Source organism: Ruminococcus sp. XPD3002 (assembly GCA_900119535.1).
GTDB lineage: Bacteria > Bacillota > Clostridia > Oscillospirales > Ruminococcaceae > Ruminococcus > Ruminococcus flavefaciens_H.
Genome location: FPJT01000003.1, coordinates 105226 through 131051, shown reverse-complemented (window position 1 = coordinate 131051; position 25826 = coordinate 105226). Strand labels below are relative to the sequence as shown.

21 protein-coding genes are annotated in these 25826 nt (G+C 44.7%); 15 read left to right on the top strand and 6 right to left on the bottom strand.

Annotated features, from left to right (window positions below):
* Positions 1 to 35: 35 nt before the first annotated feature.
* The 3 genes from BT127_RS03610 to proC are packed head-to-tail and all read right to left on the bottom strand — an operon-like array spanning position 36 to position 2445.
* Positions 36 to 956 (bottom strand): YesL family protein, encoded by a 921-nt coding sequence (locus BT127_RS03610; protein ID WP_075423670.1) that lies wholly within the window; start codon positions 954 to 956, stop codon positions 36 to 38.
* A 47-nt stretch (positions 957 to 1003) separates the two neighbouring features.
* A complete protein-coding gene (locus BT127_RS03605; protein WP_075423669.1) occupies positions 1004 to 1582 on the bottom strand; it encodes a hypothetical protein in 579 nt (192 codons plus the stop codon).
* A 56-nt stretch (positions 1583 to 1638) separates the two neighbouring features.
* Positions 1639 to 2445 (bottom strand): pyrroline-5-carboxylate reductase, encoded by an 807-nt coding sequence (gene proC / locus BT127_RS03600; RefSeq protein WP_075423668.1) that lies wholly within the window; start codon positions 2443 to 2445, stop codon positions 1639 to 1641.
* A gap of 162 nt (positions 2446 to 2607) precedes the next feature.
* Between proC and BT127_RS03595 the strand changes: the two genes are divergently transcribed.
* The 5 genes from BT127_RS03595 (at position 2608) to BT127_RS03575 (ending at position 8636) form a co-directional block, all read left to right on the top strand.
* Positions 2608 to 3402: an EFR1 family ferrodoxin gene (locus BT127_RS03595; protein ID WP_075423667.1), complete on the top strand. Its 795-nt coding sequence runs from the start codon at positions 2608 to 2610 to the stop codon at positions 3400 to 3402.
* A 355-nt stretch (positions 3403 to 3757) separates the two neighbouring features.
* Positions 3758 to 4654 carry a hypothetical protein gene (locus BT127_RS03590; protein ID WP_075423666.1) on the top strand — a complete coding sequence of 299 codons (897 nt, stop codon included), beginning with the start codon at positions 3758 to 3760 and terminating at the stop codon, positions 4652 to 4654.
* Between the two features lie 267 nt (positions 4655 to 4921).
* A complete protein-coding gene (locus BT127_RS03585) occupies positions 4922 to 5476 on the top strand; it encodes an RNA polymerase sigma factor (protein ID WP_075423665.1) in 555 nt (184 codons plus the stop codon).
* Complete coding sequence (locus BT127_RS03580) at positions 5463 to 7037, top strand: hypothetical protein (RefSeq protein WP_075423664.1); 1575 nt, start codon at positions 5463 to 5465, stop codon at positions 7035 to 7037. Before BT127_RS03585 ends, BT127_RS03580 begins: the two co-directional genes overlap by 14 nt.
* A 147-nt stretch (positions 7038 to 7184) precedes the next feature.
* Positions 7185 to 8636 (top strand): dockerin type I repeat-containing protein, encoded by a 1452-nt coding sequence (locus BT127_RS03575; RefSeq protein ID WP_139275391.1) that lies wholly within the window; start codon positions 7185 to 7187, stop codon positions 8634 to 8636.
* Between the two features lie 79 nt (positions 8637 to 8715).
* Here the strand turns inward: BT127_RS03575 and BT127_RS03570 are convergent, their stop codons facing one another.
* Positions 8716 to 9096 (bottom strand): YegP family protein, encoded by a 381-nt coding sequence (locus BT127_RS03570; RefSeq protein ID WP_075423662.1) that lies wholly within the window; start codon positions 9094 to 9096, stop codon positions 8716 to 8718.
* Positions 9097 to 9339: 243 nt separating this feature from the next.
* On the opposite strand from BT127_RS03570, the gene BT127_RS03565 reads away from it, so the two are divergent.
* Positions 9340 to 10209 (top strand): hypothetical protein, encoded by an 870-nt coding sequence (locus BT127_RS03565; protein ID WP_075423661.1) that lies wholly within the window; start codon positions 9340 to 9342, stop codon positions 10207 to 10209.
* Positions 10210 to 10583: 374 nt separating this feature from the next.
* Here BT127_RS03565 and BT127_RS03560 read toward each other — a convergent pair whose 3' ends face one another.
* Complete coding sequence (locus BT127_RS03560; protein ID WP_075423660.1) at positions 10584 to 12251, bottom strand: CotH kinase family protein; 1668 nt, start codon at positions 12249 to 12251, stop codon at positions 10584 to 10586.
* Positions 12252 to 12479: 228 nt separating this feature from the next.
* On the opposite strand from BT127_RS03560, the gene BT127_RS03555 reads away from it, so the two are divergent.
* The 8 genes from BT127_RS03555 (at position 12480) to BT127_RS03520 (ending at position 20403) form a co-directional block, all read left to right on the top strand.
* Positions 12480 to 13154: a response regulator transcription factor gene (locus tag BT127_RS03555; RefSeq protein ID WP_075423659.1), complete on the top strand. Its 675-nt coding sequence runs from the start codon at positions 12480 to 12482 to the stop codon at positions 13152 to 13154.
* Positions 13155 to 13165: 11 nt separating this feature from the next.
* Positions 13166 to 13954: a class I SAM-dependent methyltransferase gene (locus tag BT127_RS03550; protein ID WP_075423658.1), complete on the top strand. Its 789-nt coding sequence runs from the start codon at positions 13166 to 13168 to the stop codon at positions 13952 to 13954.
* 13 nt (positions 13955 to 13967) lie between these two features.
* Entirely contained in the window at positions 13968 to 14630 is a 663-nt protein-coding gene (locus tag BT127_RS03545) for a response regulator transcription factor (protein ID WP_075423657.1), read from the top strand.
* Entirely contained in the window at positions 14627 to 15649 is a 1023-nt protein-coding gene (locus tag BT127_RS03540; protein ID WP_075423656.1) for a sensor histidine kinase, read from the top strand. Before BT127_RS03545 ends, BT127_RS03540 begins: the two co-directional genes overlap by 4 nt.
* A gap of 109 nt (positions 15650 to 15758) precedes the next feature.
* The gene (locus tag BT127_RS03535; protein ID WP_075423655.1) at positions 15759 to 15983 is read left to right on the top strand and encodes a hypothetical protein; all 225 of its coding nucleotides are present in this window, start codon (positions 15759 to 15761) and stop codon (positions 15981 to 15983) included.
* Between the two features lie 11 nt (positions 15984 to 15994).
* A complete protein-coding gene (locus BT127_RS03530; protein WP_075423654.1) occupies positions 15995 to 16759 on the top strand; it encodes an ABC transporter ATP-binding protein in 765 nt (254 codons plus the stop codon).
* Positions 16749 to 18797, top strand: coding sequence for an FtsX-like permease family protein (locus tag BT127_RS03525; protein WP_075423653.1), 2049 nt, complete (start codon positions 16749 to 16751; stop codon positions 18795 to 18797). Before BT127_RS03530 ends, BT127_RS03525 begins: the two co-directional genes overlap by 11 nt.
* A 469-nt stretch (positions 18798 to 19266) precedes the next feature.
* The gene (locus BT127_RS03520; RefSeq protein WP_075423652.1) at positions 19267 to 20403 is read left to right on the top strand and encodes a transglutaminase domain-containing protein; all 1137 of its coding nucleotides are present in this window, start codon (positions 19267 to 19269) and stop codon (positions 20401 to 20403) included.
* A gap of 85 nt (positions 20404 to 20488) precedes the next feature.
* Here BT127_RS03520 and uvrA read toward each other — a convergent pair whose 3' ends face one another.
* Entirely contained in the window at positions 20489 to 23311 is a 2823-nt protein-coding gene (gene uvrA, locus BT127_RS03515; RefSeq protein ID WP_075423651.1) for an excinuclease ABC subunit UvrA, read from the bottom strand.
* A 409-nt stretch (positions 23312 to 23720) separates the two neighbouring features.
* On the opposite strand from uvrA, the gene BT127_RS03510 reads away from it, so the two are divergent.
* The gene (locus tag BT127_RS03510; RefSeq protein ID WP_075423650.1) at positions 23721 to 25823 is read left to right on the top strand and encodes a glutamine synthetase III family protein; all 2103 of its coding nucleotides are present in this window, start codon (positions 23721 to 23723) and stop codon (positions 25821 to 25823) included.
* Positions 25824 to 25826: the final 3 nt, after the last annotated feature.

Here is a 25826-nt window from a genome sequence, read left to right as displayed (position 1 = left end):
ATGTTTTCCCTTAAATGCATGTTAACTTATGTGGCTCAGGAAATATGTCTGCCCTTGCCTTTTTTACGCTTTTCGATAGGCTTTTCCTTACCGCCCATGTCCTCGAATATCTGCTCGACTTCATCATCTGTATCGTCAAGGAGTTCCGGATTTATCTTACCCATATTAGTGTAATATGGATTGATAACGTACTTCTGGATAACAGGGTAGCTGTTGAAGCACACCACGAACCAGAGAATCGCAGCAGGTATGAACGGCATCAGTATCATGAACAATACAGGTGAACCGATAAGGAGTGCAAGCATTGAGATGAGAATAAACGCATAAATCACAAATGTAACGAGATTTATCTTCATGCCCACAAATGTAAGTGCGAAGGAGTTCTTGATAAGTTCCTTGAAGGAAAGGTCGGTAGCTACCATCATAAGGTAGATGTAGAAGTTCATAATAACAACGGTAAGAGCGAGGCTCAGCGTTAAAACCATCGGGACGTAAAAGACCTTTGTATCGTACAGAACAGCAAGTCCCGGGTAAACGTTATATGCAGCGAATGCAGACAATGCAACTATTACATCGAGTATACCGACTATCAATGCCTTTTTGAAGTTCTCTTTGAAGCCGTCGAAGAAATCACGAGTTATAAAGCTGTGCTTTTCGAGTACGAATTTACGCATCACTTTGGTCAGACCTGCTGTTGCGGGACCGATGAATATTGCGAAAACCGCAAGACAAAGTATAATTAGCGCAGTAGCGATAGTGGAGTCCTTGATGAAGCTCATGACAGCGAAAGCAAGCACCAGAGGAATGAAGAACAGGAAATACAGCATATTCAGTCCGATGATGTTCCAGAACTTTCGGAAGAAGATGTCGCAGAAAAGGGCGAAACCTTTCTTTTTAGGGGCATTTTTAGCTATTCCTGATCCCGAACTCTCGTAATCTTTAAAAAACAAACCCAAATTTATCTATCCTTTCATTTTAACGACCTGTAAATGCGAAACAGGTACTAATTATTCAGCAAGAAAAAAACGAATGAATACAAAGCCGAAAACAGTATTGAAGCGCCGATGAGAAGTATCCAGTGCAGAGCGTACCTTTTAATTCCGAAGGAGATATCACTGCCGTTAACAAGACAGCTAAGGATGCCTGTTGACATGGAAAAATGGTCATGAACGGCTATGCAGCACAGAACCGTCATAACAACGGCTTTCGGCAGAAAAAACATCAGAAGCTCCGATATACAGCCGCTTCCCAGTGAAATGAATCGTGATGCGGCAGATATTCCTGTCTCAGCTCCGAGATACACTGTAAAAGCTATGCCTAGCGGCTGAGCAAGGGCACAGGTACCCGTTATAAACACGGCTGAGATGAGCAGTGCCAGTGACAGGGAAGTGTTGAGAAAAACTGTCCCGGGAACATTGCCGCTGAAAAAGGGAAGAAGCAAGTGGTCTTTTACCGGACTTCCATTCTCCGAAAAGCAGCATGAATAAACCGAACCTGCAATTATACCTGCGATTAGACATCCAGTCAGCAGGAAAGAGCATTTTTTTTCGTCTGATGAGAAAAGTATATGGCTTGTACGCATTGTTATCAGTCCTTTCAAAGGAATAATATGCGTACAGTAATGTTTTTATGACGGTTTTATTTAGAAAGCTCGTAAGCTCTGTTTGTGCAGCTCTCACAGCACTTCTTTACGGTATCGGTCAGTGAACCCTCGTACAGTCTGTCAAGACCTGCAAGTGTTGTACCTCCTGGAGAGGATACCATTTTGATGAGTTCATCGATAGTGTAACCCGAATCGGTTATCATTTTTGCCGAACCGATAAGACTCTGAGCGAAAAGCTCCTCGGCAGCCTTTGCATCGATACCTACAGATGCCGCATAGTCTATGAATCCCTTCGCAAAGAGGTAGATGAATGCTGGACTGCTTCCGTTGATCGCAATTATCTCCTTCATCTTGTCCTTTGAGATAACAGCAGCCTTTCCGCACTTTCTGAATACGTTGAGTATTACCTCGAACTCCTCATCTGTGACCTTTTCGTTTCTTGAAAGGGCAGATGCACCTTCACCGAGAAGAAGGGGAGTATTAGGCATAACGAGTATGACTTTAGCATCGGGGATAGTCTTTGAAGCGATAAATTCGTCCGTAATGCCTGCTGCGATAGATACGAGAACCTTGTCGGCAGTGACAGAAGGAGCGGCAGCTTCGATGACCTTGTCGATTATCTGAGGCTTTACAGCGAAGAATATATACTTGCAGACACTTGCAAGAGCAGCTTCGCTTTCGCATGAAGAAACGCCGAACTCTTTGAGGCTGTCAGCCTTTGCGGAGTCGGGATCGTAGGTATACAGGGAAATACTGTCCTTAAGCTCGCTTCCTGCGATGCCCTTCATGATAGCGGAACCCATATTTCCTGCACCGATAAAACCGATATTTATCTTTTCCATTAAGAATCACTCCTGTTTAAATTAACTTTATGTTTATTACACTAAGATACATTATACTACAGTTTGCACAAAAAATCAAGAAAAACTTTTGTTATAATTACGATGTAAAGATAATGGTAATATGTGTTATAATAAGGTATACAATATTTGGAGGTTGGTAGTATGATCTTATATTTCACAGGCACAGGAAATACTAAATTTGCAGCAGAATACCTGGCTGATCATATTGAAGACGAGTTGGTCTCTCTTAATGATATATTAAAATATAAGCGTCCCCTTGAATTCAGTTCGGACAAGGCTTTCGTAGTATGTGCGCCTATCCACGCATGGGGATTCCCGAGGATAATCGTTCGTCTCATTAAAAGGGCAAAGTTCAGCGGAAGCAGCAAGCTTTATTTCATAGGCACTATGCAGTCCCAGACGGGAGACTGCGACAAGGAACTAAGCCGTATTACAGCAGAGATCGGAATGGAGTATATGGGCTTCTGCGGCATACCTATGCCAAATAACTACATAACAGGAGGAAAACTCCCCACTTCCTCACAGGCTGACGAGCTGATAGAGGCTTCGCTTCCTGTCATGAACGAGCTTTCAAGCAGGATCTTCCAGGAACTTGTTATCACCAAAACCGATTGCACTCCTTTTGCAGCAATTGCTTCGGGTGCAGTTAATGCACTGTTCAACAGATTTGCGGTCAATGACAAGAAGTTCATCGTCAGTGGACAGTGTACATCCTGCGGAAAGTGCGAGAAGGTCTGTCCCGTGAACAACATCAAGCTTTCATCGGCAGGAGTACCGCATTTCAGGGATTACTGCATCAATTGCTTCTCGTGCATCAACAGATGTCCTTCCGAGGCGATCGACATCGGAAACCGCACTATCGGAAAGCGCAGATACGTCTGTCCCGAGTATGAGACATGGAAGAAAAGCGGTCTCATAGAGGAATGGCATGACTGATAACTGCATCTGCGTCATATAAGTATTAAAAAAGGCAGATACTTCCGCGAGAGGTACCTGCCTTTGATATTCGCACAGATCGGGAGCGCTTCACTCCCATGAAATAGTGGATATTTATTGACATAACGGAGCTAAAATGTTATAATTGTTGAGCAAACAATAATATTGCTCCCCCAACTAACTCCTGAATTTTCTTGCTTGTCCTGACAGCGAAATACTGCGTCAGAAAGTCTTGAAATGCGACAGCATTCCTGCGGCTTTCTTCCTTGCCTTTCTCTGCCAGTCCGTCGCAATATTTCTTCAAGAGTTAATTGGTGGAGCAATAAGATGCTCATTTATATGGAGAAATGATACAATGGAGAATGAAAATAAAAGCGCAGAAAAGGGACTGATAAACAAGCTGTTCGGCGGGATAGATATGAGCTGGAAGAAGGTATTGCTCCTTGCAGTTGGTTCGGCGGTACTGACAGCGATATTCCTTATAGTACCGGTATTCAGGAACTCATCATTTGAAAGAATGGGAGTATATCTTGAGGCGTGGTTCTTTCTTGCGATATTTATAATGTCCAACTGCAAAAAGCCGTTTGAATCCGCTGTGAAGACCTTTGTTTTCTTTCTTGTGAGCCAGCCGCTGATATACCTGATACAGGTGCCTTTTTCCGACATGGGCTTCGGACTTTTCGGGTATTACAAATACTGGTTCATTGCAACGCTTGCGACTTTCCCGATGGCGTTCATCGGCTGGTACATAAAGAAAAAGAACTGGCTCAGTCTGCTGATAATTGCTCCCGTACTGATGTTTATGGGAGTTACAGCATATCAGAGCGGAATGAGCTGTATGCAGAATTTTCCGAGGCTTCTTGTAACAACTCTTTTCTGCATATTGCAGATAGTTCTTTACGTACTTGCGTTCTGTCCCGACGCAGTAAAGAGGGTGATCGGATTCCTTATACCTGTGATAACAGTTGCGGTATTTGCATTTATAAAGCCGCAGGTCGATGTTAACGGTACGGTTTTCCTTCCTGATGACAGAATCCTTACCGATTCAGCAGTTGTTATACAGGATGAGGGAACAGCGGCAACAGTTGCCATAGAGAGTACAGGAGAGGACAGCATGTTAAGAGTTCAGGCACAGAAGTACGGAACATCCGAGTTCACTATAAGGGACGGCGATTCGGATTACAGATATACTGTGCAGGTATACGAGGACGAAACAGGTCACGCACAGATAGAAATAAGTCCGATAGAATGATCCTCAGCCTTGTGCAACGACTATTTTATCCGTTTAATAAGCCTGACAGGGCACTCATTCAGATGCTGCAGATAATTATCTGCGGCTGGGAGCTCTGTCAGGCTGAAATTTTACAGCTGAAAAAATTTTTTTGAAAAAAGGTGAGACTTTTTCCGTTTTAAAAAGACTAATAAATGAAGAACAGAAAAACAGCGATCTGCTGTTCGCGGTCATTGCAGTGATCGGATGTTCGGACTAAATAATTTTTCCCTGCAAAGGAGAACTCTTATGGATAACGGTGCAAGTAGCTACCGCCGTTTCATCTCGGGAGATAAAAACGGACTTGGAGACATAGTCCGTGAATACAGTGACGGAATGATCCTTTACATAAACAGCATCGTACAGAATATATGTATCGCAGAAGAAATAATGGAAGAAGTTTTCGTTGAGATAGCGCTGAAAAAGCCTAAGTATTCAGGGAAAAGCTCCTTCAAAACGTGGCTGTATGCTATTGCAAGGCATACAGCGCTCGATCAGCTGAAGCACTACTCACGTTTCTCTGACCTTCCTTCCGACGATATGTATGATCTTTCCGATGAACAGGACCTGGAAAAAAGCTATATCAGGGACGAGCAGAAAATACAGCTTCATCAGGCGATATCGGTGCTCAATCCCGATTACAGTCAGGTATTGTATCTTGTTTATTTTGAAGGATTCAGCTATAACGAAACGGCAGGTATAATGAAACGATCTGAAAAACAGGTCAAAAACCTTGTTTACAGAGCTAAACAGGCTCTGAAAAAAATTCTTGAAGAAAGGGGATTCGAGTATGAAGAATTATGACGAGAGAATAGACAGCATTTTCAGAAAATATGAAGAGCGCCTTGCTGAAAAGAAACGCAGGAGCGCAATAATAAAACGTGCGGCGGTATCGTCGGGCGCAGGTGCTGCTGTACTGCTTGGAGTGTGGTTCGTTTCGGGGGACACACTCAGGAATTCAATGGATAACAACTATCCCGATACAGTAGTCGAGAATACCGAGACAACTGCGGTAACTTCCGAAGCAGTATCAGCTGTGACAAAAGATATCACCGAAGAAAAGACAACAACTACAGTCAGAACAAGAAAAACAGAGGCAAAGACCACCGCAGTCGGCGAAGCAAGAACTACAGCGGCGGTCCGGTCATCAGGCACTAAAGAAGCAGGACATCCGCAACAGACAGCATCGCCTTCACCGCAGAGGACAGAAGCGGCAGAAAGGTCAACTGCTGTTGTGCGTACAACTGCAACAGGTGCAGCTCCGGCAAATATCCCGACTGCAACAAGCGCAGGGACTGCAACACGTCCCGTTCAGCCTGCAACATCGGCAAAACAGACAACTACTGCTGCACACGCTGTAACGACGGCAAGACAAACTACTGCAATTGCCCATGTTATGACGCAGCCTGTAACTGCATTCGTTCCGCCTGTGACAAGTACAGTTCCCCCTCCGAACGTGGAAGTTATAAATCGGGAGACCGATGAGATAACAAATGAAGTTGTGCGTGAGTATTTCGGCGAAATAGATCTGTTCAAGGGAAGAAAATTGTCGTGGTATGCGGAAAACGTCTCCGAAAGCGTAAAGGGAGATTATATAACAGACGGATCACAGACAAGAACTCCAAACGGAAAACACTATTTCACAATGGTAAAATATTACAGGTATAACGGTACACATGAGGGTATGCCCGAGGATCTTGTCGTTGTTGAATTTGAAGACTGTGACGGTCTTTTCCTCTATGAATACACAGAGGATGAATCCTTCAACTGGGACTATTATTATCAGCTTCGCATGGAAGACAGCGATGTGGTCTATAAGAACAGAGATGCGGAGGTCGATGCATCCGAGATAGGTGAGCTGATCGGCAGTGCGTTCCTTTCTTACACCCACAATTTCACAGGAAAGGTAACAGAGGGCAGCTATGATGTTTATTCGATAAGCGGAATAAGTCCCGAATATGCAGTGGCGGCATGTGACGATAACGGCAGATATCATTTCTATTGCAATAATGAATTCAGACCTGCTTCGGTAGAGGATCTGTTTGAAAAACTTGACCTCAATGACCTTACTTTTGATGAAACGGCGAACTTTTTCAACACTCCGTTTTCGCAGCACAAGGTCGATTCAGACCGCATAAACGAGATACTATTCAACGATCCGAACCTCAGTATAAAAACAAAGCTTTCGAGGAAAAACGCATACATCCAGCTTTTCGCAAGCAACGGACATGATTTCATGGGAGATATCATATTCAATATCTATCAGAACGGCGAGATCGATCTTGAATTAAACGGAAATAATTATTATCTTCGTACGCTCTCATCAAGAGCCGAGGAATTATTCAGCTACGTAATAGAAAACTAAAAAAATTTCTGAAAAAGGTGAGACTTTTTTCATTCTGAAAAGACTAAGTTATAGAAGCAGATAAATGCTTTCAAAAAGGAGGTAATGACAATGGATACGAAACCCTCATTCAAGATCTGTAAACATTACATTCAAGGAGGTCTTACTATGAAAAAGAAGATATTATCAATAATTACGACTGCTGTAATGGGTACAGCTTTTATCGGTCAGGCAGCATTGTCAGTACCGTTTAACGCAGATGCCATTGCGGTACTGGTACAGAACGAGATAGCCGAAAGCATAGCAACCGCAGATTACGATCAGGTCGATGATTACGGTCTCTTCAATAATTATATTCCTCGGGAGCATATCACCTATATGCGTAATGACGGCAAAAAGTTCAGGGTTTTCTTTGAAGAGAACGAAAATATCTATTACCGTGAGATAGACACTGTTCCTGAATTCTCATTCAAAGGTTCGGCGAAGGAATTTGCTGAAAAATACCTTGAGGAAAACAAGATCGGTCATATGATGACCGATATCGATATGACAGGTGTTGACAGCATTTATCAAACTGCTTATGCGGACGGTTTCACTGTTGTATTTTACGAAAGCGTACCAATTAACACAAGAATAAAAGCTGCCGCAGAAATAGCTGCATCAGTCAAGGATAATACGGGACTGCCTGTATTTATGAGCATTTCTCCTGCTGACGCTGTAAAACTTTCCGACGTAAATACTGATGCAGTAAAGGTTTACGCAGATGTAAACGAATTCATTACTGCCGAGTACAGCGGCGCTGTAGTGATTAATACTACTTTTGCAGGCAGCGGTCAGAATGTAACTTACTTTATTACCCCCGACGGTGTGTTTCACGCAGTTCAGAGTTCATCTTCCCATTACGAAGTAATAACAGAAGAAGGAAAAGAGCTTCCTGTAGATGAAATAAATGAAAAGCTTGGCGAAAGCGGAAGTCTCGAAAGCCGTGGAGATACATATCTCCTTATTAATAAAACTGGTTCTGATGATGTAATTTTGGAGCTTGCTTCTTATGAGGAAGTCTGCGCTATCCAGAACGTATTTGATTTCAGACTGTATACAAGTGATATGGGTTATACATATGCCGATCAGCTTTTCGTTGGCGGAGATATAGACGATGAAGCATTCATTGCAGAGTTCCCCGAACTGAATCTGACTGTCAGCGAGTATCCCGAAACATTCGGTGATATGACGCATTGCTTCACGCTCAGACCGGCGCTGTCATCCATGACAAAGTCAGAAACAGCTTACAACGGTGTTAAGAAACTTGCAGAAAGCGGATACGAGTATGCATTCAGCGCAAAAATGACTGCAACTGCTGATGAATGGAAAGATGCAGGCAAAGGTACAACTACAGTATTCAGCAAGATCGATGCTCTAAAAGGCGATGCAAACAGTGATAATAGTGTTGGGCTTGCTGACGCGCTGACTATTCTTCAGTATATCGCAAATGCAGAAAAGTATCCAATGACAGCTCAGGAAATTTTCAACGCTGATATCGTCGGCGATGGCGACGGAGTTACTCCTCTTGATGCCCTCGAGATACAGAAGTGGGATGCATACAGAACGAACAACAGGTAATTCATTTATACATCTCCTTTGACCTTATCTGAACTAAAAAAGCCATAGTGTAACTTTGAGTAACACTATGGCTTATTTCTTATTTTTCTTCGGGCTGTATCACGGGAGCGTCCACAGCATTGGTGCGTACACTTTCGATGCCTTTCTTGCAGCTGTACTTGCGTACATAGCCTTCGCTGGCAGCGATTATCTCGCCGTTCTTAGCCTTAAGACGGAAGCGGAATTCTCCCGATTTGTCCTTAAAGATCTCGAACTTCGGATTACTCTGCTTCTCGAAGCCTTCGATAGTCTGATCCTCGATCTTTGCGATCGGAGCATTTTTAGCAACGCTTTCGATGCCTTTTTTGATGCTTGCGATACTGTTGTAGACTTCACCGCCTACAGCGATCACCTGACCGTTTCTGGCGATAAGAGAATAAGTGAAACCTGTTTTAGTTGCTTTGATAGAAAACTTTCCCATGATATTCAACACCTTTCTGCAAAATAGTATAATTTGCACTATAATTATAACTAAAACAAGGAGAAATGTCAATAGCTGTAAACTGATATTAACATAAATCTGTGCAGTATTTGGTAATTTTTATTATCTGAAACAAATGGGAAGCATCTGCATTAGTAAAAATGCCGAGAAGTACAGGCTCCGAAAGGGGATAGGCTGAATATAATGACATGGGAGGCGAAACTCCCGTAAGGAGGAATAAACATGGCAATTTTCTACAATCAGGCAACATTGTCCTATAACGGCAATGTAACTGCTTCAAATATGATAACAGGCGAGATAGTAGAGGTGCTTTCTGCATCGAAGAATGCGGTAGTGGACACCTACTCGCCCGAAAACGAAACGGTATTCGTTATAACAGCAGTAAATTCGGGAAATGAGGACTATACAGGACTCACTATCACCGATGACCTTGGCGAATACACCTTCGGTGAGGAGGAGATACCGCTTGTACCGCTGACCTATACAGCAGGTTCCGTGAACTATTATATCAACGGAGTTCAGCAGCCTGCACCAATGGTGACGAGCACATCTCCGCTGGTGATAAGCGGTATAGACGTACCTGCCGAGGGCAATGCCGTTATAATCTACTCTGCTAAGGCGAACAGCTTCGCACCAATGGGCAGCGGAGCGATAATTACCAACACCGCAGCTATCACAGGTCCCGGAGTAGGAACACCGATAATCGCAACAGCTGTTATCTCTGCCCTTGATACTGCGGACCTTACTATCAGCAAGTCACTGACTCCGTCTGCTGTACAGGAAAACGGACAGCTGACCTATACCTTTGTGATACAGAATTACGGCAGTCTTCCTGCAACGGCAGATGATACAGTTATATTCAGGGATGTGTTTGATCCAATCATAGTACCTTCGGAGGTAGTATTCAATGACAGGGCATGGATTCAGGGCGTGAACTATAACTACGACCTGAGGACAGGTGAGTTCACATCAGTCGAGGGACAGATAACAGTACCGGAAGCGGAGTTCACACAGGATGACGTTACAGGAGCGTGGACAGTAAAGCCGGGAACGAGCATACTGACTATCAAGGGACGGATCACAACAGGATAAAAAGAAAACCGCTTCCCGAAAAAAGATGGGAAGCGGATATTAAAAAATGAAAAACATAATGAACTATAATTAGTATATCATGTAACAAGGGGTTTGTCAACATCTTTTTTGAAAAAAAATATATTTTTTTATTTTAACCAAATAAAAATGGTTTGCCGGTAACTTATCCGCAATTTTTGGAAAGTATTTCATACGATTAGCAATAAGCGTCTTGATTAATTCACAATTATATAATAAAATATATTTAACAGCTCTTTTCTTCATTTCATTTTGCTTATATACGGCATCTGCACAAAGCCGTATATGAAAATAAAATTTGTTGTAAGGGACAAATCAGAAACAGCCGTACTGTTACAGTGCGGCTGTTTTCCGTTTTACTTGTTCTGTGAAACGAGCTTTCTCATCAGTACCATATCATAGGTGTTTACATTTCCGTCGCTGTTGATGTCGGCGGTGCTGTACTGAGTCTGAGTAAGCTTCTTCTCTGTAAGGAGGTATTTGCTCAAAATAACCGCATCTGCTATGTTGACTTCGCCGTTCTCGTCCAGATCGCCTGCAAGGAGATCGTCAAGGGCGAAAATGCGGAAATAGTCTGAGAGCCATTCGTTCCTGTCCCTGTACCAGCCGCGGAGGTATTCATAATTCTCCTCGTAGGTCTTGAAGGGCGGATGCATGAGGTTAAGATACTGCCAGCCCATATCCCAGTCCGTATCCGAATAGTTTCGCTGAAAGATATCGTAGTACTGAGAGCTTACCGTATAGAGAAGACCGTCCTCCTTGTATATGTTCTCGAAGAAGTCGTAGTGCTCTCTGTAGATATGTCTTACCTCATCTATGAACTCGTCGCATTGGCAGAGGTACTTGAAGAATATATAATTTGCTGCAAAAAGTCCTGTAGTGTCAAGACAGAGACGTGAATTCTCGGATTCCTTTTCGTTGAGATTGCCTGCGGCAAGGTCGTAGTCCCAGGGTGGACCTGCATAAAGCTTGCCGTTCTTATAGTAGAAAAAGACTGAACTGAATCCCACGTCAACGGGCTTGTAGTACTCGTTCATCAGGTAATAAGCCGCAAAGGAGTGAGTATCTATCACCTTGCATATCTCATCGTAGTCCAGCGACTCAACAATTTTTACGATATCAGTTGTCTTGTACTTGATATACAGTCGCTGTTCTTCGGACTGTACATCTGGATCCTTTATTCTGAAACGCATATCCTCGGCGGTAAAATACACATCTCCGGGATTGGCTCTGGAATACTCATACTGTATAAGGAATTCGTTCATACCGTTGTTGCTTTCAACGTCGATATCGACACGGTTCTTTCCTTCGCTTACGGGTTCGGTGAGTTCGTAGCATCCCTTGAAAACGCCGTCCACCCACACTTCCGTGAATCTGTGCTCGGAGGTGTAAGGGATATCAAGCTCCTTGCCCAGTTCAAAAGCCACGTAGTTACGCATGAATGTAGGATCAAGACAGTCCGCAAGGAGATTCCACTTTTTTCCCTTGCCCATACCGAGAAGGTTCTGTTTCGAGTCGAATTTGAATGCAAATGACTTCTTGGATACAAGTGCCGTGGAGTTGCCTCTGACCTTGATTATGCCGCTTTCGCTGACGGTCGAGCCGTCCGTATCGGTAACAGCAATATAAGCGGGGATGTAGCCTGTTTCCTTTATCAGTTCGTTGCCGATATTGTCATCGGTAGTTATGTAGACCTGCGGAACTTCTGCCTTTTTGTACTTAAGCTGAGCTAAAGCGGTGGACAGTTCATCGCAGAAGTGTACTTTCTGATCGCCTTCGAGTTGGAGTGCATCCTCTTTGGTGTATTTTTTCAGCACACCTGATAAAACAGCGGCGGACTCCTCGGTGCAGTACTTCTCGTAGTACCGCGGAACAGAATCGTACAGTATCTCCACTGTACCGGCAGGATCTTCCTCTGTGACCTCAGCTTCAGCTGCACGGGAAGTCAGCGTAGTCGCTGCAGAAGCGAATGACGGCAATACAAGCAAAACACCAAGAACTGCCGCAGTAAAACGTCTCAGCATAATATCACATCCTCTCTGAAATGATTATACCATATTTCAGCTGTTTCGTCAATTTGTTTCTCAGCTGTCAGAGAACGGTGATAGGGAAGTCAGAGAGCAGAAATCAGAAGGAGATGAGATCGTTCAGGACAATAAATACTTGATTATTTTAGCATAATATGTTATAATTTGATAATAAGGATGAAATTACACATATAATTTCAATCAGACTGCTTCAGGAGGTCGTATATGGCGAAGAAAATACTGATAATCGAGGACGATCAGGACATTAACGATATGCTCAGACTCTTGCTTACACAGAACGGCTACGAGACTGTAAGCGCCTATTCCGGTACGGAGGGACTTCTTGTTCACGGAAAGGATATCGACCTTATTCTCCTTGATATAATGCTTCCGGGAAAAAACGGGGACGAGATAATAAAAAGCCTCAAAGAAAAAAATCCGGTACCCGTTATCGTTACAAGTGCCGTACACGATGTACGGAAAAAAGTGGATATGTTCGCTCTTGGTGCGGATGACTACATCACAAAGCCGTTCCACAACGAGGAGCTTCTTGCACGCATCAGCGTAAGACTCAGGAACAACACATCACAAGGCGGCGAAAGCAAGCTCACCTACAAGGACATAACCATTGACAAGGATGACTACTCGGTTATCTGTCACGGTAAGCAGTGCGACCTGTCACGCCTTGAATTCGACCTTCTTGCGATTCTCATGGAGAACATCGGACGTACCTGCACAAAGACAAGTATTTATGACCGTGTGTGGGACTATGAGTCTTCTGCCGATGACAATGCACTGAACGTACATATAAGCAAACTCAGAAAGAAACTGAAGGAATGTAATCCCGATGAGGACTATATAGAGACTGTATGGGGCATCGGTTACAGACTTAAAAAGTGAAAGGAAAAATAATGGAAATAACAGATAAGAATATAGACAGCGGAAAGGCGTTCGACTGGGGACGCACTTCCTCAGATTATGCAAAATACCGCGATATCTATCCGCAGGAATTCTATGACAGGATACTTGAATGGGGACTCTGCGGAAGCGGTCAGAAGGTGCTGGACCTGGGTACAGGTACAGGCGTTATCCCGAGAAATATGGTGCGTTACGGCGCACAATGGATAGGTGCGGACATATCTCCCGAGCAGATAGAACAGGCAAAGCTGCTTTCACAGGGCAGCGGTATCGAGTACACTGCATGTCCAACGGAGAAGCTCACTTTCCCCGATGATACATTTGATACTGTAACAGCATGTCAGTGCTACTGGTACTTCGACCACAAGACCACAGCTCCCATGCTTCACAGGATAATAAAGAAGAACGGAAGCTTTCTTATACTTTATATGGCGTGGCTTCCGGGAGAGGATGCTGTTGCTGATGCAAGTGAAAAGCTTGTTCTGAAATACAATCCCACATGGTCAGGGGGAGGAGAGACCTTCCACCCGCTGTTCATCCCCGAGGAGTACATTGAAAACGGCTTCGAGCTTGCAAGGCATATCGAGTACCGTCTTGACGTGCCCTTTACACGTGAAAGCTGGAACGGAAGAATGAAAGCCTGCCGCGGTATCGGTGCTTCACTTTCAGCGGAAGAGGTCATGGCATGGGAGAAGGAACACATGGCGCTTCTTGAAGATATAGCTCCCGAGGAGTTCACTATCCGTCACTTTGCGGCAATGGCTGAACTGAAAAAAGTCTGAAAGGCAGGTAAGCATGAGCAAGATATTTATAGTAGAGGACGATCCTTCCATCAGAGCAGAGTTGACGGAGCTTTTACAGAATTCAGGCTATGAGACAGACTGTGTAACAGATTTCAGCAGAACTGCCGAGACTATACTCGCATCTGATCCCGATCTCATACTTCTTGATATAAACATACCTTATATAAATGGCGAGGAGGTACTCAGGACCATACGTCAGAAGACCGATACTCCCGTAATAATGGTAACGAGCCGCACTTCCGAGACGGACGAGGTGCTGTCCATGAGCTTCGGTGCGGACGACTACATAACAAAGCCCTATAATCCAACGATACTCCTTCTCAGGATATCGGCGATACTGAAACGCTCTGTAAAGAATGTTCAGACTCAGACCTACAGGGGGCTTGAAGTAAACGATGCAAAGGGCAGTCTCATAGGAAATGGCAAGGAGTGCGTACTCACAAAAAATGAAATGATAATATTCCGCCTTATGCTGGATAATATGGGACAGATAGTCAACCGTGACGACCTTATGACTGCACTCTGGGACAATGACGAGTTTGTAAACGACAATGCCCTTACGGTAAACATCAGCAGACTCCGTTCAAAGCTTACTGACATGGGATGCGAGGATGCTATCGAGACCAGAAAGAAGCAGGGGTACATACTGACATGAATACAGGCAGATTCATACGGGACCGCCTTCCTGCAATGTTCATCAGAGCGGCTGCAGTTCTTATCATCATACTGTTCATGTACTCCTACAGGGTGTCATATGGACTTATCATTGCAGTAATGATAGTTGCGGCAGCGGCGGAGGCTGTAACTCTGATAATAGATTACCTTAAGAGAAAGCCTTTCTACGATACACTTGAAAACAGTCTCGAAAAGCTGGATAAGAAGTACCTGCTTTCCGAGATGATAAGCTGTCCCGACTTCTACGAAGGTTCGGAACTATACGAAGCACTTTCCGAGTCGAACAAGTCCATGTGTGAGAACGTTGCGGAATACCGGCGTTCCGCAGAGGATTTCAGGGAGTTCATAGAGCTGTGGGTACACGAGATAAAGCTCCCCATTGCGAGTCTTCTTCTCATGGCACATAATAACAAGAGTGAGATAAGCGAAAAAATGCACACTCAGCTCCGCAGGATAGACGGATACACAGATCAGGTGCTGTACTATGCACGTTCCGAAAACGCCGAAAAGGACTATATAATAAAGGAAGTCCAGCTGAAACGCATAGTTTCGGCGGCAGCGATCAAGAACAAGGAGGACCTCCTTCTCAATTCTGTACAGCTGAATATATCGGAACTCGATTTCACCGTAAGAACGGACAGCAAGTGGCTTGAATACATAATAAGTCAGTTTATGGCGAACAGTATGAAGTACCGCTCTCCCGACCGTGAACCCGAGATAGACATATCCGCAGAAAAAACAGCGGATTCAGTCGTATTGAAGTTCAGGGATAACGGCATAGGTATCCCCGAAAGTGATATGCCGTACATATTCGGCAAGTCCTTTACTGGAGAGAACGGCAGAACTCACAATAAGTCCACGGGTATGGGACTATATATAGTACATAACCTGTGTCAGCGTCTTGGACACCGTGTCGAGGCGGAGTCGGTACAGGGCGAGTTCACAGAGTTCAGAATAATATTCGGAAACAATTCCTTTCTTGACCTTACAGAATTGTAATGTTCTGTAAGGTTGAACGAAGGACTTTTTTCTTTTCGGGAGATATAATATAATCAAGGAAACGGTACAGAGACCGTAAAAAATCAACGACCGAAAGGAATCAAATATCATGAAAAAGTTTATTGTAAATGAGAACAGCATAGGATACAAGTTATACGAAATGCATTACGCTTTCACAGAAGTCATCTTCTGCTTACTGATACTCCTTGATATCTTCACTCCTGTCAAGCTCACTACAATGGGAGCTATCGGACTGTATTCATGCATGCTCATCTCAAACATCATAAACATCATCGTAAAGAAGCACACAGTAAAAACAATAACAGCTGAATAAGGAGAATAATTATGGAACTGCTTAAAATAGAAAATATCGAGAAATACTACGGAAACAAATCAAGCCTTACAAAAGCACTGGACGACGTATCATTCACAGTAAACAAGGGCGAATTCGTTGCAATAATGGGCGCTTCGGGAAGCGGAAAGACAACTCTCCTGAACTGCATATCAACTATCGACCGTGTAACAGCAGGTCACATCTATCTTGAAGACACCGACATCACAAAGCTCAAAGGCAAGGAGCTGAACAAGTTCCGCCGCGACAAGCTGGGATTCATCTTCCAGGATTTCAACCTTCTTGATACTCTCACGGCTTACGAGAACATAGCACTTTCACTTTCGATACAGAAGACACCTGCAAAGAAGATAGAAACTGCTGTAACAACAGTTGCCGAGCAGCTTGGTATCACAGATGTACTTAAGAAGTACCCTTATCAGATGTCAGGCGGACAGAAGCAGAGAGTTGCATCAGCAAGAGCTATAGTTACTTCACCGAAGATAGTTCTTGCAGATGAGCCTACAGGAGCGCTTGACTCAAAGTCATCAAAGATGCTTCTGGAGCGCTTCAACTACCTCAATCAGGAGCATGATACCACAATAATGATGGTAACTCATGATTCATTCTCTGCAAGCTATGCTTCAAGAGTAATATTCATCAAGGACGGCAAGCTCTTCAATGAGATAAGCCGCGGAAACAGCTCCCGCAAGGAGTTCTTTGACAAGATAATCGATGTTGTAACACTTCTCGGAGGTGACGTTAGCGATGCTCTTTAAGATATCACTCAGCAATATACGCAAAAGTCTTCGTGACTATACTATCTATTTCTTCACACTTATAATCGGCGTAGCAATTTTCTATGTATTCAACGCTATCGGTACTCAGACAGCATTCCTTAAAGTATCTGAGAGCACAAGAGAGATAATCGACATACTCAAGACTCTTCTTTCGGGAATGAGCATATTCGTATCATTCATCCTCGGACTTCTTATAGTGTATGCAAGCCGCTTCCTGATGAAGCGAAGGAACAACGAGTTCGCACTTTACATGCTATTGGGTATGGGCAAGGCAAAGATATCCGCTATACTTCTTATCGAGACCATGATAATCGGAATAGCTTCACTTGTTTGCGGACTTCTCATCGGTACGGGACTCTCTCAGGTTATGAGTGCCCTTGTAGTAAACCTCTTTGACGCAGATATGACAGCTTACCGCTTTACAATATCAGGCGAAGCTATCATCAAGACTATCATTTTCTTCAGCATCATGTATGCAGTTGTAATGGTATTCAACAGCATCGTGATAAGCAAGTGCAAGCTTATCAACCTTATCCAGTCGGGCAGACGCTCAGAAAAGATAAAGATGAAGAACCCGTGGCTCTGCACATTCGTATTCATCGTAGCAACAGCACTTCTCATCTGGGCATATCTGACAGTTAACTCTGAAACAATTTTCGCAAAATCAATGAATCTTATGATAATCTGCATCATTGCAGGTGCAGTAGCAACACTCCTTATCTTCTGGTCTGTTTCAGGACTCATCCTCCGTCTTGTTATGTCAGCCAAGAAGCTTTACTTCAAGTCACTCAACAGCTTCACATTCCGTCAGATAAGCAGCAAGATAAACACAATGGTAGTTTCTATGACACTTATCTGCCTTATGCTCTTCGTAACTATAGGCACTCTTTCAACAGCATTCTCTATCCGTACTTCAATGAACGAATCCCTTAAGACTCTCTGCAACGCAGACGCTGAATTTTTCGGAGACAATATTGATGCGAAAAAAGATTTTGATGTAGTTGAGAGATTCAGAGAATTCGGATTTGATCCTGTTAAATACTTCGACGAATATGTAACAGTGTCTTCAAACGGCTTAAGCAACATCAGTATCAGAGATACAATGGGCGAGGTGGCAGACACCAACGATTCTATTCTCATAACTGCATTAATGGATATGCAGGAGGAAGTTATAAGCCTCAGCGAATACAACAAGGCAGCAGAATTCTTAGGCAACCCTACTTTCACTCTTGACGAGGATCAGTATATCATCGTATGCGATATGCCTACAGTTGACGAGATGCGTAATGCTGCTCTTTCAACAGGCATAAAGATAACGGTTAACGGTCACGAACTTTCACCAAAGTACAAGAATGTACAGGAAGGTTATCTCATTATCAGTGCACAGCACATGAATGTAGGACTCATTGTAGTACCTGACAGTGTTGCAGAAGGTTTTACAGAAACAAGATCATACCTTCTCGGAAATTATCCCGAAGGCGACAAGGAGACTATCCGCAGAACAGATGAAGCCCTCATCAATGAGTATAATTCAAAGATACAGGGAAACTACGAGCAGTTCGTAGGAAACGATAAAGGGCTTTATGTTGGACTCGATACACACCTGATGATATCTGATTCTTCCATCGGACTCGGTGCAATGGCTACATTCCTCGGGCTCTATCTCGGTATAGTATTCCTCATTTCAAGTGCAGCAGTTCTCGCACTTAAGGAGCTTTCAGAAACTATCGACAGCATTGGCAGATATGACATGATCCGCAAGCTTGGTGCTGACGAAAAGGAGATATCACGTTCACTTTTCGCACAGACAGGAATATTCTTCCTTATCCCTATGGTTCTTGCAGTTATCCACTCTGTATTCGGTATACAGTTCGCACAGAATCTCCTCAGAGCGGCAGGCATCAGTAATTCGATCAGCTCGCTTGTTGCAACAGCAATAATAATCCTCGTTATCTACGGCGGATACTTCATCGTAACTTACCTTTGCAGCAAGTCGATGATAAAAGAACGCAAGTAATCTTCCATACATCAATTTCCATAACGGCAGTACCCTCATCCACGGATGAGGGTACTCAGCTTGTCAAAAAAGCACAGATTTATAAGGGAACGCCCTCTCTTGCAGGGCGTTCCCTCTTTCAAAACAGTCCACCGGACTGTTTTGAAATTCACCCTTTGCTGAGCGCTTATAAGGCTATATGTGGGGCTTTGCCCCACACCCCACCAAAGGCTCTGCCTTTGGAATCCGCTAAAGGGATAGTATCCCTTTAGAATCCCCGAATTAATTATTTCATTCTTTTTTAACACCTTCAGTACCTTCATCTGCGGATGAGGGTACTGTTTTTTAGTTCAGAAACTCATTTGAAAATATTTATTAAAAAAGTCATAAAACTATTGAAACTTCTGTAAAAGTGTGGTATGATTATAGGTAGAGAAAGATGTATTTTGTTAAATAGAGAGATTTTAACCAAATATAAAGGATTGAGACGATGAAAAGAATAAAATATTTTGCGGCACTTCTCACAGTGACCGCTGTTTGCCTTTCGAGTTTTCTGTCCTGCGGCAGAGTCGTTCCAAAAGCTGAGGTGAGAAACACTCACTCGGTACAGCAGGAAATGAACGACGCAGGCAGTGAGGGCGAAGCAGATACAGAAACGGATCCCGAAACTGTTGCCTACATCTGCGGACGTCTGATAGATACCCTCGGAAGCTATGATACAAAACTGACCATAAGCGGTCATGTTTCAAAGGAAGAAATGGCTGATGCAGTAAGGATGATGAAGGACAAGGCTCCCGATATTTTCTGGATGAACGGCTATACTATAACAACGGATTCGACCATGACGCAGATAGAATTCCGTGTGCTGAACGGTTATACAGCCGATGACCTGAGTTACATGCACACGCTTCTTGAAGAAGCTGCGGACGAGATCATCTCTCAGATACCCGATTATTACGACGATTACGAGAAGATACTCTACGTCCACGATCAGATCATCGAAAAAACCGACTATGACACTTCCGGTGCGGCTGCGGACAGGAATGGTATCTGGGGTACATCATACGGCTGCCTTGTGAACGGAAAGGCAGTTTGTCAGGGCTATGCGGAGGCTTTCACCTATGTCATGAACCGTCTCGGCATCGAGAACGGATTTTGCTGCGGAGATTCCTACAGGGGACGCCATGCCTGGAACTACGTCAAGGTGGACGGCGAATACTACTGGATAGACGTTACATGGGATGATCCCGAAAGCGACTTCTCCGAGGAAGGCGAGCTTCGTCATACCTATTTCCTGATAAACGACGAGATGCTTCTCAGGACAAGAAGTCTCGATCCCGTACAGAAGGGACTCCCCGAATGTACATCTCTTAAGGACAACTATTTCCAAAGGAACGGCGCATATTTCAGCAGCTATTCCTCCGCTTCAATGGGACGTCTCCTTGCTTCAAGCGGAAGCGGACGTACACAGGAGTATATGTTCTCGGATGAGAATGTGTACAAAGAAGCGGTAAAGGGACTGTTTGAAGAGGACGAGATCTGGGAGCTTGGTGACTACGTTGAGCTCGGCGAGGAGATATGCTACTCCCAGGACGATATGATGTATGTGATAAAGATAGGCTACTGAAAGCTAAAAATGATAACAGCCATAAGAGATGATGTTCTCCTATGGCTGTTTTTGTATTGTTATGACTCGAAATCAAAGCGCAGGTTTATTTCAGATACGGTTTGAGGTACTGACCTGTATAGGAATCCTTGCATGCGGCGATCTCCTCGGGAGTACCGCAGGCAACGACCATACCTCCGCCGTCGCCGCCCTCGGGACCAAGGTCGATGATATGATCTGCGACCTTGATAACGTTCAGGTTATGTTCGATCACAAGTACCGTATTTCCCTGATCGGTAAGCTGCTGGAGCACATCGATAAGCTTGTGGACGTCCGCAGTGTGGAGTCCCGTCGTTGGCTCGTCGAGGATGTAGATAGTTTTTCCTGTGGAGCGTTTTGAAAGCTCTGTGGAGAGCTTAACACGCTGAGCCTCACCGCCTGAAAGTGTAGTTGCAGGCTGACCTATCTTGATGTAGCCGAGTCCGACATCCTGTAGAGTTTTCAGCTTGCGGGCGATCTTCGGAAGATGCTCGAAGAACTCAACTCCCTCATCGACTGTCATTTCAAGTACGTCGTAAATGGACTTGCCCTTGTAATGTACTTCGAGAGTTTCTCGGTTATAGCGCTTGCCTTTGCAGACTTCGCATGGTACATAGATATCGGGGAGGAAGTGCATCTCTATCTTAAGGATACCGTCACCCTCACAGGCTTCACATCGTCCGCCCTTGACGTTGAAGCTGAAGCGTCCGCTGGAATATCCTCTTGCCTTAGCGTCTGGAGTCTGTGCGAAAAGGGTGCGTATATCGTTGAAAACGCCTGTATAAGTTGCAGGATTGGAACGAGGAGTACGTCCGATAGGGGACTGGTCTATGCAGATGACCTTGTCGAGGTTTTCGGTACCCTCAATCGCTCTGAACTTGCCTGCCTTTATCTTTGCGCGGTTGAGCTTTGCCGCAAGGTGCTTGTAGATGATCTCGTTCACAAGAGAGGACTTTCCGGAACCTGATACACCTGTTATGCAGACCAGTTCGCCGAGCGGTATTTTAACATCTATGTCACGGAGGTTATGCTCCTGAGCGCCGAGTACGGTGAGGAAATTTCCATTGCCCTGACGGCGCTTTTTAGGTATCGGAATGGACTTCTTTCCGCTGAGATAGAGTCCCGTAATGGAGTCCTTGCATTTGAGAAGCTTGTCCACAGTACCCGAGAACACAACGTTTCCGCCGTGTATACCTGCACCGGGACCGATGTCCACGATGTAATCTGCGGCAAGCATGGTATCGTCATCGTGTTCGACTACTATAAGCGTGTTGCCAAGATCTCGGAGGCGCTTCAAAGTAGCTATCAGTTTGTCGTTGTCGCGTTGATGCAGACCGATACTCGGCTCGTCGAGGATGTAGAGGACTCCTACAAGAGAAGAGCCTATCTGAGTTGCAAGGCGTATACGCTGACTTTCACCGCCTGAGAGTGTACCTGAGCTTCGTGAAAGAGTGAGGTATTCCAGTCCCACGCTGCTGAGGAATCCGAGACGCTCCTTGATCTCCTTGATGATGCGTTCACCGATGAAGGCTTCCTGCTTTGAAAGTTTAACCGAGTTGAAGAAGCTGAGAGCGTTTTTTACCGAAAGGTCTGTAAGGGCGCTTATATTTTTGTCCCCGACAGTTACCGCAAGGTATTCGTCACGGAGTCTTTTGCCCTTGCATACGGGACACTCCACTTCGCTCATACATTCTTCTATCTCGTTTTTGGAGTATTCACTGTTTGTTTCGCTGTATCGGCGTGAAAGGTTATTGCAGATGCCCTCGAAAGGGGTACTGTACTTTCCTCCGCCAAGCGACTTGGGACGTGTGAGTTCGAGTGTCGTATCTCCAGTACCATAGAGGAAAACATCAAGCTGTTCCTGAGACAGTTCCTTTACAGGGACATCGAGAGGAATACCGTAGTGCTTGGAGATCGCACGGTAGTACATCATTGCTATCGAGGTCTCGTCGAGACTGTTCCAGCCAGAAGCCTTTATAGCGCCTCCCTCAATGGTAAGTTCCTTGTTGGGAACGATGAGGTCGGGATCGATATGCCTGAAAACTCCAAGTCCCATGCACTTCGGACAAGCACCCATCGGGTTGTTGAAGGAGAACATTACAGGTTCAAGCTCGCCTATACTTATGTTATGCTCGGGACATGCGTAGTTCTGTGAGAACAGCATTTCCTCGCCGTCAATGACGTCTACTACTGCAAGTCCCTCGGTGAGCTTGAAGATAGTTTCAAGGCTGTCGGTGATACGGGACTCGATGCCCTCCTTGATGATTATACGGTCAACTACGATCTCTATGTTGTGCTTCTTGTTCTTGTCGAGCTTTATCTCGTCCGCAAGCTCGTACATGATACCATCTATCCTGACTCTTACGAAGCCCGATCTTCTTGCACTGTCCAGTTCTTTAGCGAACTGTCCCTTCCTGTTTCGTGCTATGGGAGCAAGAAGCTGTAATTTAGTACCCTGGGGCAGTGCCATAATAGCATCAACCATCTGGTCAATAGTCTGCTGAGAGATGACTCTTCCGCATTTCGGACAGTGAGGAACACCGATACGTGCATACAGCAGACGGAGATAATCGTATATCTCGGTAACGGTGCCGACGGTTGAACGAGGGTTCTTGGAAGTCGTTTTCTGGTCTATGGAGATAGCAGGGGAGAGACCTTCGATGCTGTCCACATCAGGTTTTTCCATTTGTCCCAGGAACATTCTTGCATAGGATGAAAGGCTCTCGACGTATCTTCTCTGACCGTCGGCGTAAATCGTATCAAAGGCAAGGGAAGATTTACCCGAACCCGAAAGTCCTGTCATGACGATAAGCTTGTCACGGGGGAGTTCAAGGTCGATATTTTTAAGGTTGTTAGTCCTTGCACCTTTGATAATAATTTTATCTATCATAAGATAACTCCTTTAACGAAACATTTATTCTATCAGGAATATTATAATATAATAAAGGGAGAAAGTCAAGGCGAAAAAAGTAATATACTGCATAAGCAGAGAACAGAGATCAGAAAGCAGAGCGTAGTTAGCAGAAATCAGAGTGCAGAAATCAGATAGCAGTGTGTAGAGCAATAATTTATCTCCAATAATTCGTCACAATTAACGTCAAAAACTGTTCATCCGCCTAAAGAGTGCGAAAAACCTTGACAAAAACCTGTTTGCAGAATATAATTTATATAAGGGTAAAAGATCCCCGTATGAAAGTAAATATCAATTGAAACAATGGCGTTTCGATTGTGGTAGGTATGGAGCAGCGCCCATGCCCTGCAGTCGGATGCGCTTTTTTTATTATTGAGGAGGAATTTGCATGTCAGAGGTAAAAAACAGCAATGTTGCCGAGTTTTTCGGATGTAACGTGTTCAGCGATTCGGTGATGCGCGAGCGTCTTCCCAAGAACATATACAAGTCGGTACAGCGCACAAAACAGCTTGGTATCGCACTTGACAGCGAAGTTGCAGACGTTGTTGCAAACGCTATGAAGGACTGGGCAGTCGAAAAGGGTGCAACACACTATACTCACTGGTTCCAGCCGATGACAGGCGTTACAGCTGAGAAGCATGACGCATTTATCAACCCCTACGGCAAGGGCGAGGTGATCCTCGAATTCTCGGGCAAAGAGCTCATCAAGGGCGAACCCGATGCATCTTCATTCCCCTCAGGCGGACTCCGCTCCACATTTGAAGCAAGAGGCTATACAGCATGGGATCCGACTTCCTGTGCCTTCATCAAGGACGATTCACTGTACATCCCTACAGCTTTCTGCTCCTACACAGGAGAGATACTCGATAAAAAGACACCGCTTCTCCGCTCAATGGATGTACTCAGCACTCAGGCGCTGAGAATACTCCGACTTTTCGGCAATACCGAAGCAACAAGAGTTACTACTACAGTAGGTCCCGAACAGGAGTACTTCCTCATTGACAAGAAGTATTACGATATGCGTGAGGACCTTGTTATTACAGGACGCACACTTTTCGGTGCGAAGCCTCCAAAGGGACAGGAGCTTGAGGACCACTACTACGGCAACATCAAGCAGCGTGTATCCGACTATATGAAGGATCTGGACGAGGAACTCTGGAAGCTGGGCATTTACGCCAAGACAAAGCACAACGAGGTTGCTCCCTCACAGCACGAGCTTGCACCTGTTTTCACAACATCCAATATAGCTGCCGACCACAATCAGCTGACAATGGAGATAATGAAAAAGACTGCTATCAAGCACGGTCTCTACTGTCTCCTCCACGAAAAGCCGTTCGCAGGCGTTAACGGATCGGGAAAGCACAATAACTGGTCAATGTCCTCCAATGACGGACAGAATCTTCTGGATCCGGGAGACACACCACAGAACAATTTACAGTTCCTGACATTCCTCTGTGCTATCATCAAGGGCGTTCACGAGTACGCTCCGCTGCTGAGACTTTCCGCAGCTTCCGCAGGCAACGATCATCGTCTCGGTGCGAATGAAGCTCCCCCTGCAATAGTTTCAATGTTCATCGGAAGCGAGCTTGAAAGTGTTATCGAAGCTCTCGAAAAGGGCGAGAAGTTCTCATCCGTTGACAACAAGACATTCGAGATCGGCGTTGATGTACTTCCCGATTTCCCGAAGGATACAACGGACAGAAACCGTACCTCACCGTTTGCATTCACAGGCAACAAGTTCGAGTTCCGTATGCTTGGTTCATCCGATTCTATCTCATGCACAAATACAATACTCAACACTATCGTGGCTGAGGAGCTCTGTCAGTTTGCAGACGAGCTGGAGAAGTCCAAGAACTTCAAGAAGGACCTTAAGGCACTTCTTGTTAAGACTATCAAGGAGCACAAGCAGATAATCTACAACGGCAACGGCTATTCCGAAGAGTGGCTGAAGGAAGCTGTTGAAGTAAGAAAGCTCCCTAACCTTGTGTCCACCGTTGACGCACTTCCCGAGTACATCACTCCAAAAAGCGTTGCACTTTTCGAGAAGTTCCACGTATACAGCGAAGCTGAGCTTAAGGCACGTACAGATGTGTTGCTTGAAAACTACAGCAAGGTCATAAACATAGAGGCACTGACTATGATAGACATGGTCAAGAAGCAGATACTTCCTGCTGTTATGCGCTACACCAAGGAAATATGCGATGCAGGAGCTTCAAAGCAGGCAATGGGAATACCTGCGGACGTTGAAAAGGACCTTGCATCAAAGCTTTCAGCGCTCAACGAGGGCATCTACAAAGAGACTGCTGCACTTGAAAGCAAGGTAATAACAGCACAGGGCAAGACAGGTGTACTTGAAACAGCACGTTTCTACTGCGATGAAGTATTCACACAGATGCAGGTGCTCAGAGCCATAGTTGACGAGACCGAAACAAACGTCAGCGAAGATGTATGGCCGCTTGTACCGTACACAACACTTCTTTTCTCAGTATGAGAC

Bases quoted from the DNA above. Each gene is read 5' to 3' on its own strand.
- BT127_RS03555 (WP_075423659.1), top strand. From the start codon at position 12,480: ATGGCGAAGAAAATACTGATAATCGAGGACGATCAGGACATTAACGAT.
- BT127_RS03550 (WP_075423658.1), top strand. From the start codon at position 13,166: ATGGAAATAACAGATAAGAATATAGACAGCGGAAAGGCGTTCGACTGG.
- BT127_RS03570 (WP_075423662.1), bottom strand. From the start codon at position 9,096: ATGGGAAAGTTTTCTATCAAAGCAACTAAAACAGGTTTCACTTATTCT.
- BT127_RS03595 (WP_075423667.1), top strand. From the start codon at position 2,608: ATGATCTTATATTTCACAGGCACAGGAAATACTAAATTTGCAGCAGAA.
- BT127_RS03590 (WP_075423666.1), top strand. From the start codon at position 3,758: ATGGAGAATGAAAATAAAAGCGCAGAAAAGGGACTGATAAACAAGCTG.
- BT127_RS03545 (WP_075423657.1), top strand. From the start codon at position 13,968: ATGAGCAAGATATTTATAGTAGAGGACGATCCTTCCATCAGAGCAGAG.
- BT127_RS03605 (WP_075423669.1), bottom strand. From the start codon at position 1,582: ATGCGTACAAGCCATATACTTTTCTCATCAGACGAAAAAAAATGCTCT.
- BT127_RS03565 (WP_075423661.1), top strand. From the start codon at position 9,340: ATGGCAATTTTCTACAATCAGGCAACATTGTCCTATAACGGCAATGTA.
- BT127_RS03535 (WP_075423655.1), top strand. From the start codon at position 15,759: ATGAAAAAGTTTATTGTAAATGAGAACAGCATAGGATACAAGTTATAC.
- BT127_RS03530 (WP_075423654.1), top strand. From the start codon at position 15,995: ATGGAACTGCTTAAAATAGAAAATATCGAGAAATACTACGGAAACAAA.
- BT127_RS03520 (WP_075423652.1), top strand. From the start codon at position 19,267: ATGAAAAGAATAAAATATTTTGCGGCACTTCTCACAGTGACCGCTGTT.
- BT127_RS03540 (WP_075423656.1), top strand. From the start codon at position 14,627: ATGAATACAGGCAGATTCATACGGGACCGCCTTCCTGCAATGTTCATC.
- BT127_RS03580 (WP_075423664.1), top strand. From the start codon at position 5,463: ATGAAGAATTATGACGAGAGAATAGACAGCATTTTCAGAAAATATGAA.
- uvrA (WP_075423651.1), bottom strand. From the start codon at position 23,311: ATGATAGATAAAATTATTATCAAAGGTGCAAGGACTAACAACCTTAAA.
- BT127_RS03560 (WP_075423660.1), bottom strand. From the start codon at position 12,251: ATGCTGAGACGTTTTACTGCGGCAGTTCTTGGTGTTTTGCTTGTATTG.
- BT127_RS03575 (WP_139275391.1), top strand. From the start codon at position 7,185: ATGAAAAAGAAGATATTATCAATAATTACGACTGCTGTAATGGGTACA.
- BT127_RS03525 (WP_075423653.1), top strand. From the start codon at position 16,749: ATGCTCTTTAAGATATCACTCAGCAATATACGCAAAAGTCTTCGTGAC.
- proC (WP_075423668.1), bottom strand. From the start codon at position 2,445: ATGGAAAAGATAAATATCGGTTTTATCGGTGCAGGAAATATGGGTTCC.
- BT127_RS03510 (WP_075423650.1), top strand. From the start codon at position 23,721: ATGTCAGAGGTAAAAAACAGCAATGTTGCCGAGTTTTTCGGATGTAAC.
- BT127_RS03585 (WP_075423665.1), top strand. From the start codon at position 4,922: ATGGATAACGGTGCAAGTAGCTACCGCCGTTTCATCTCGGGAGATAAA.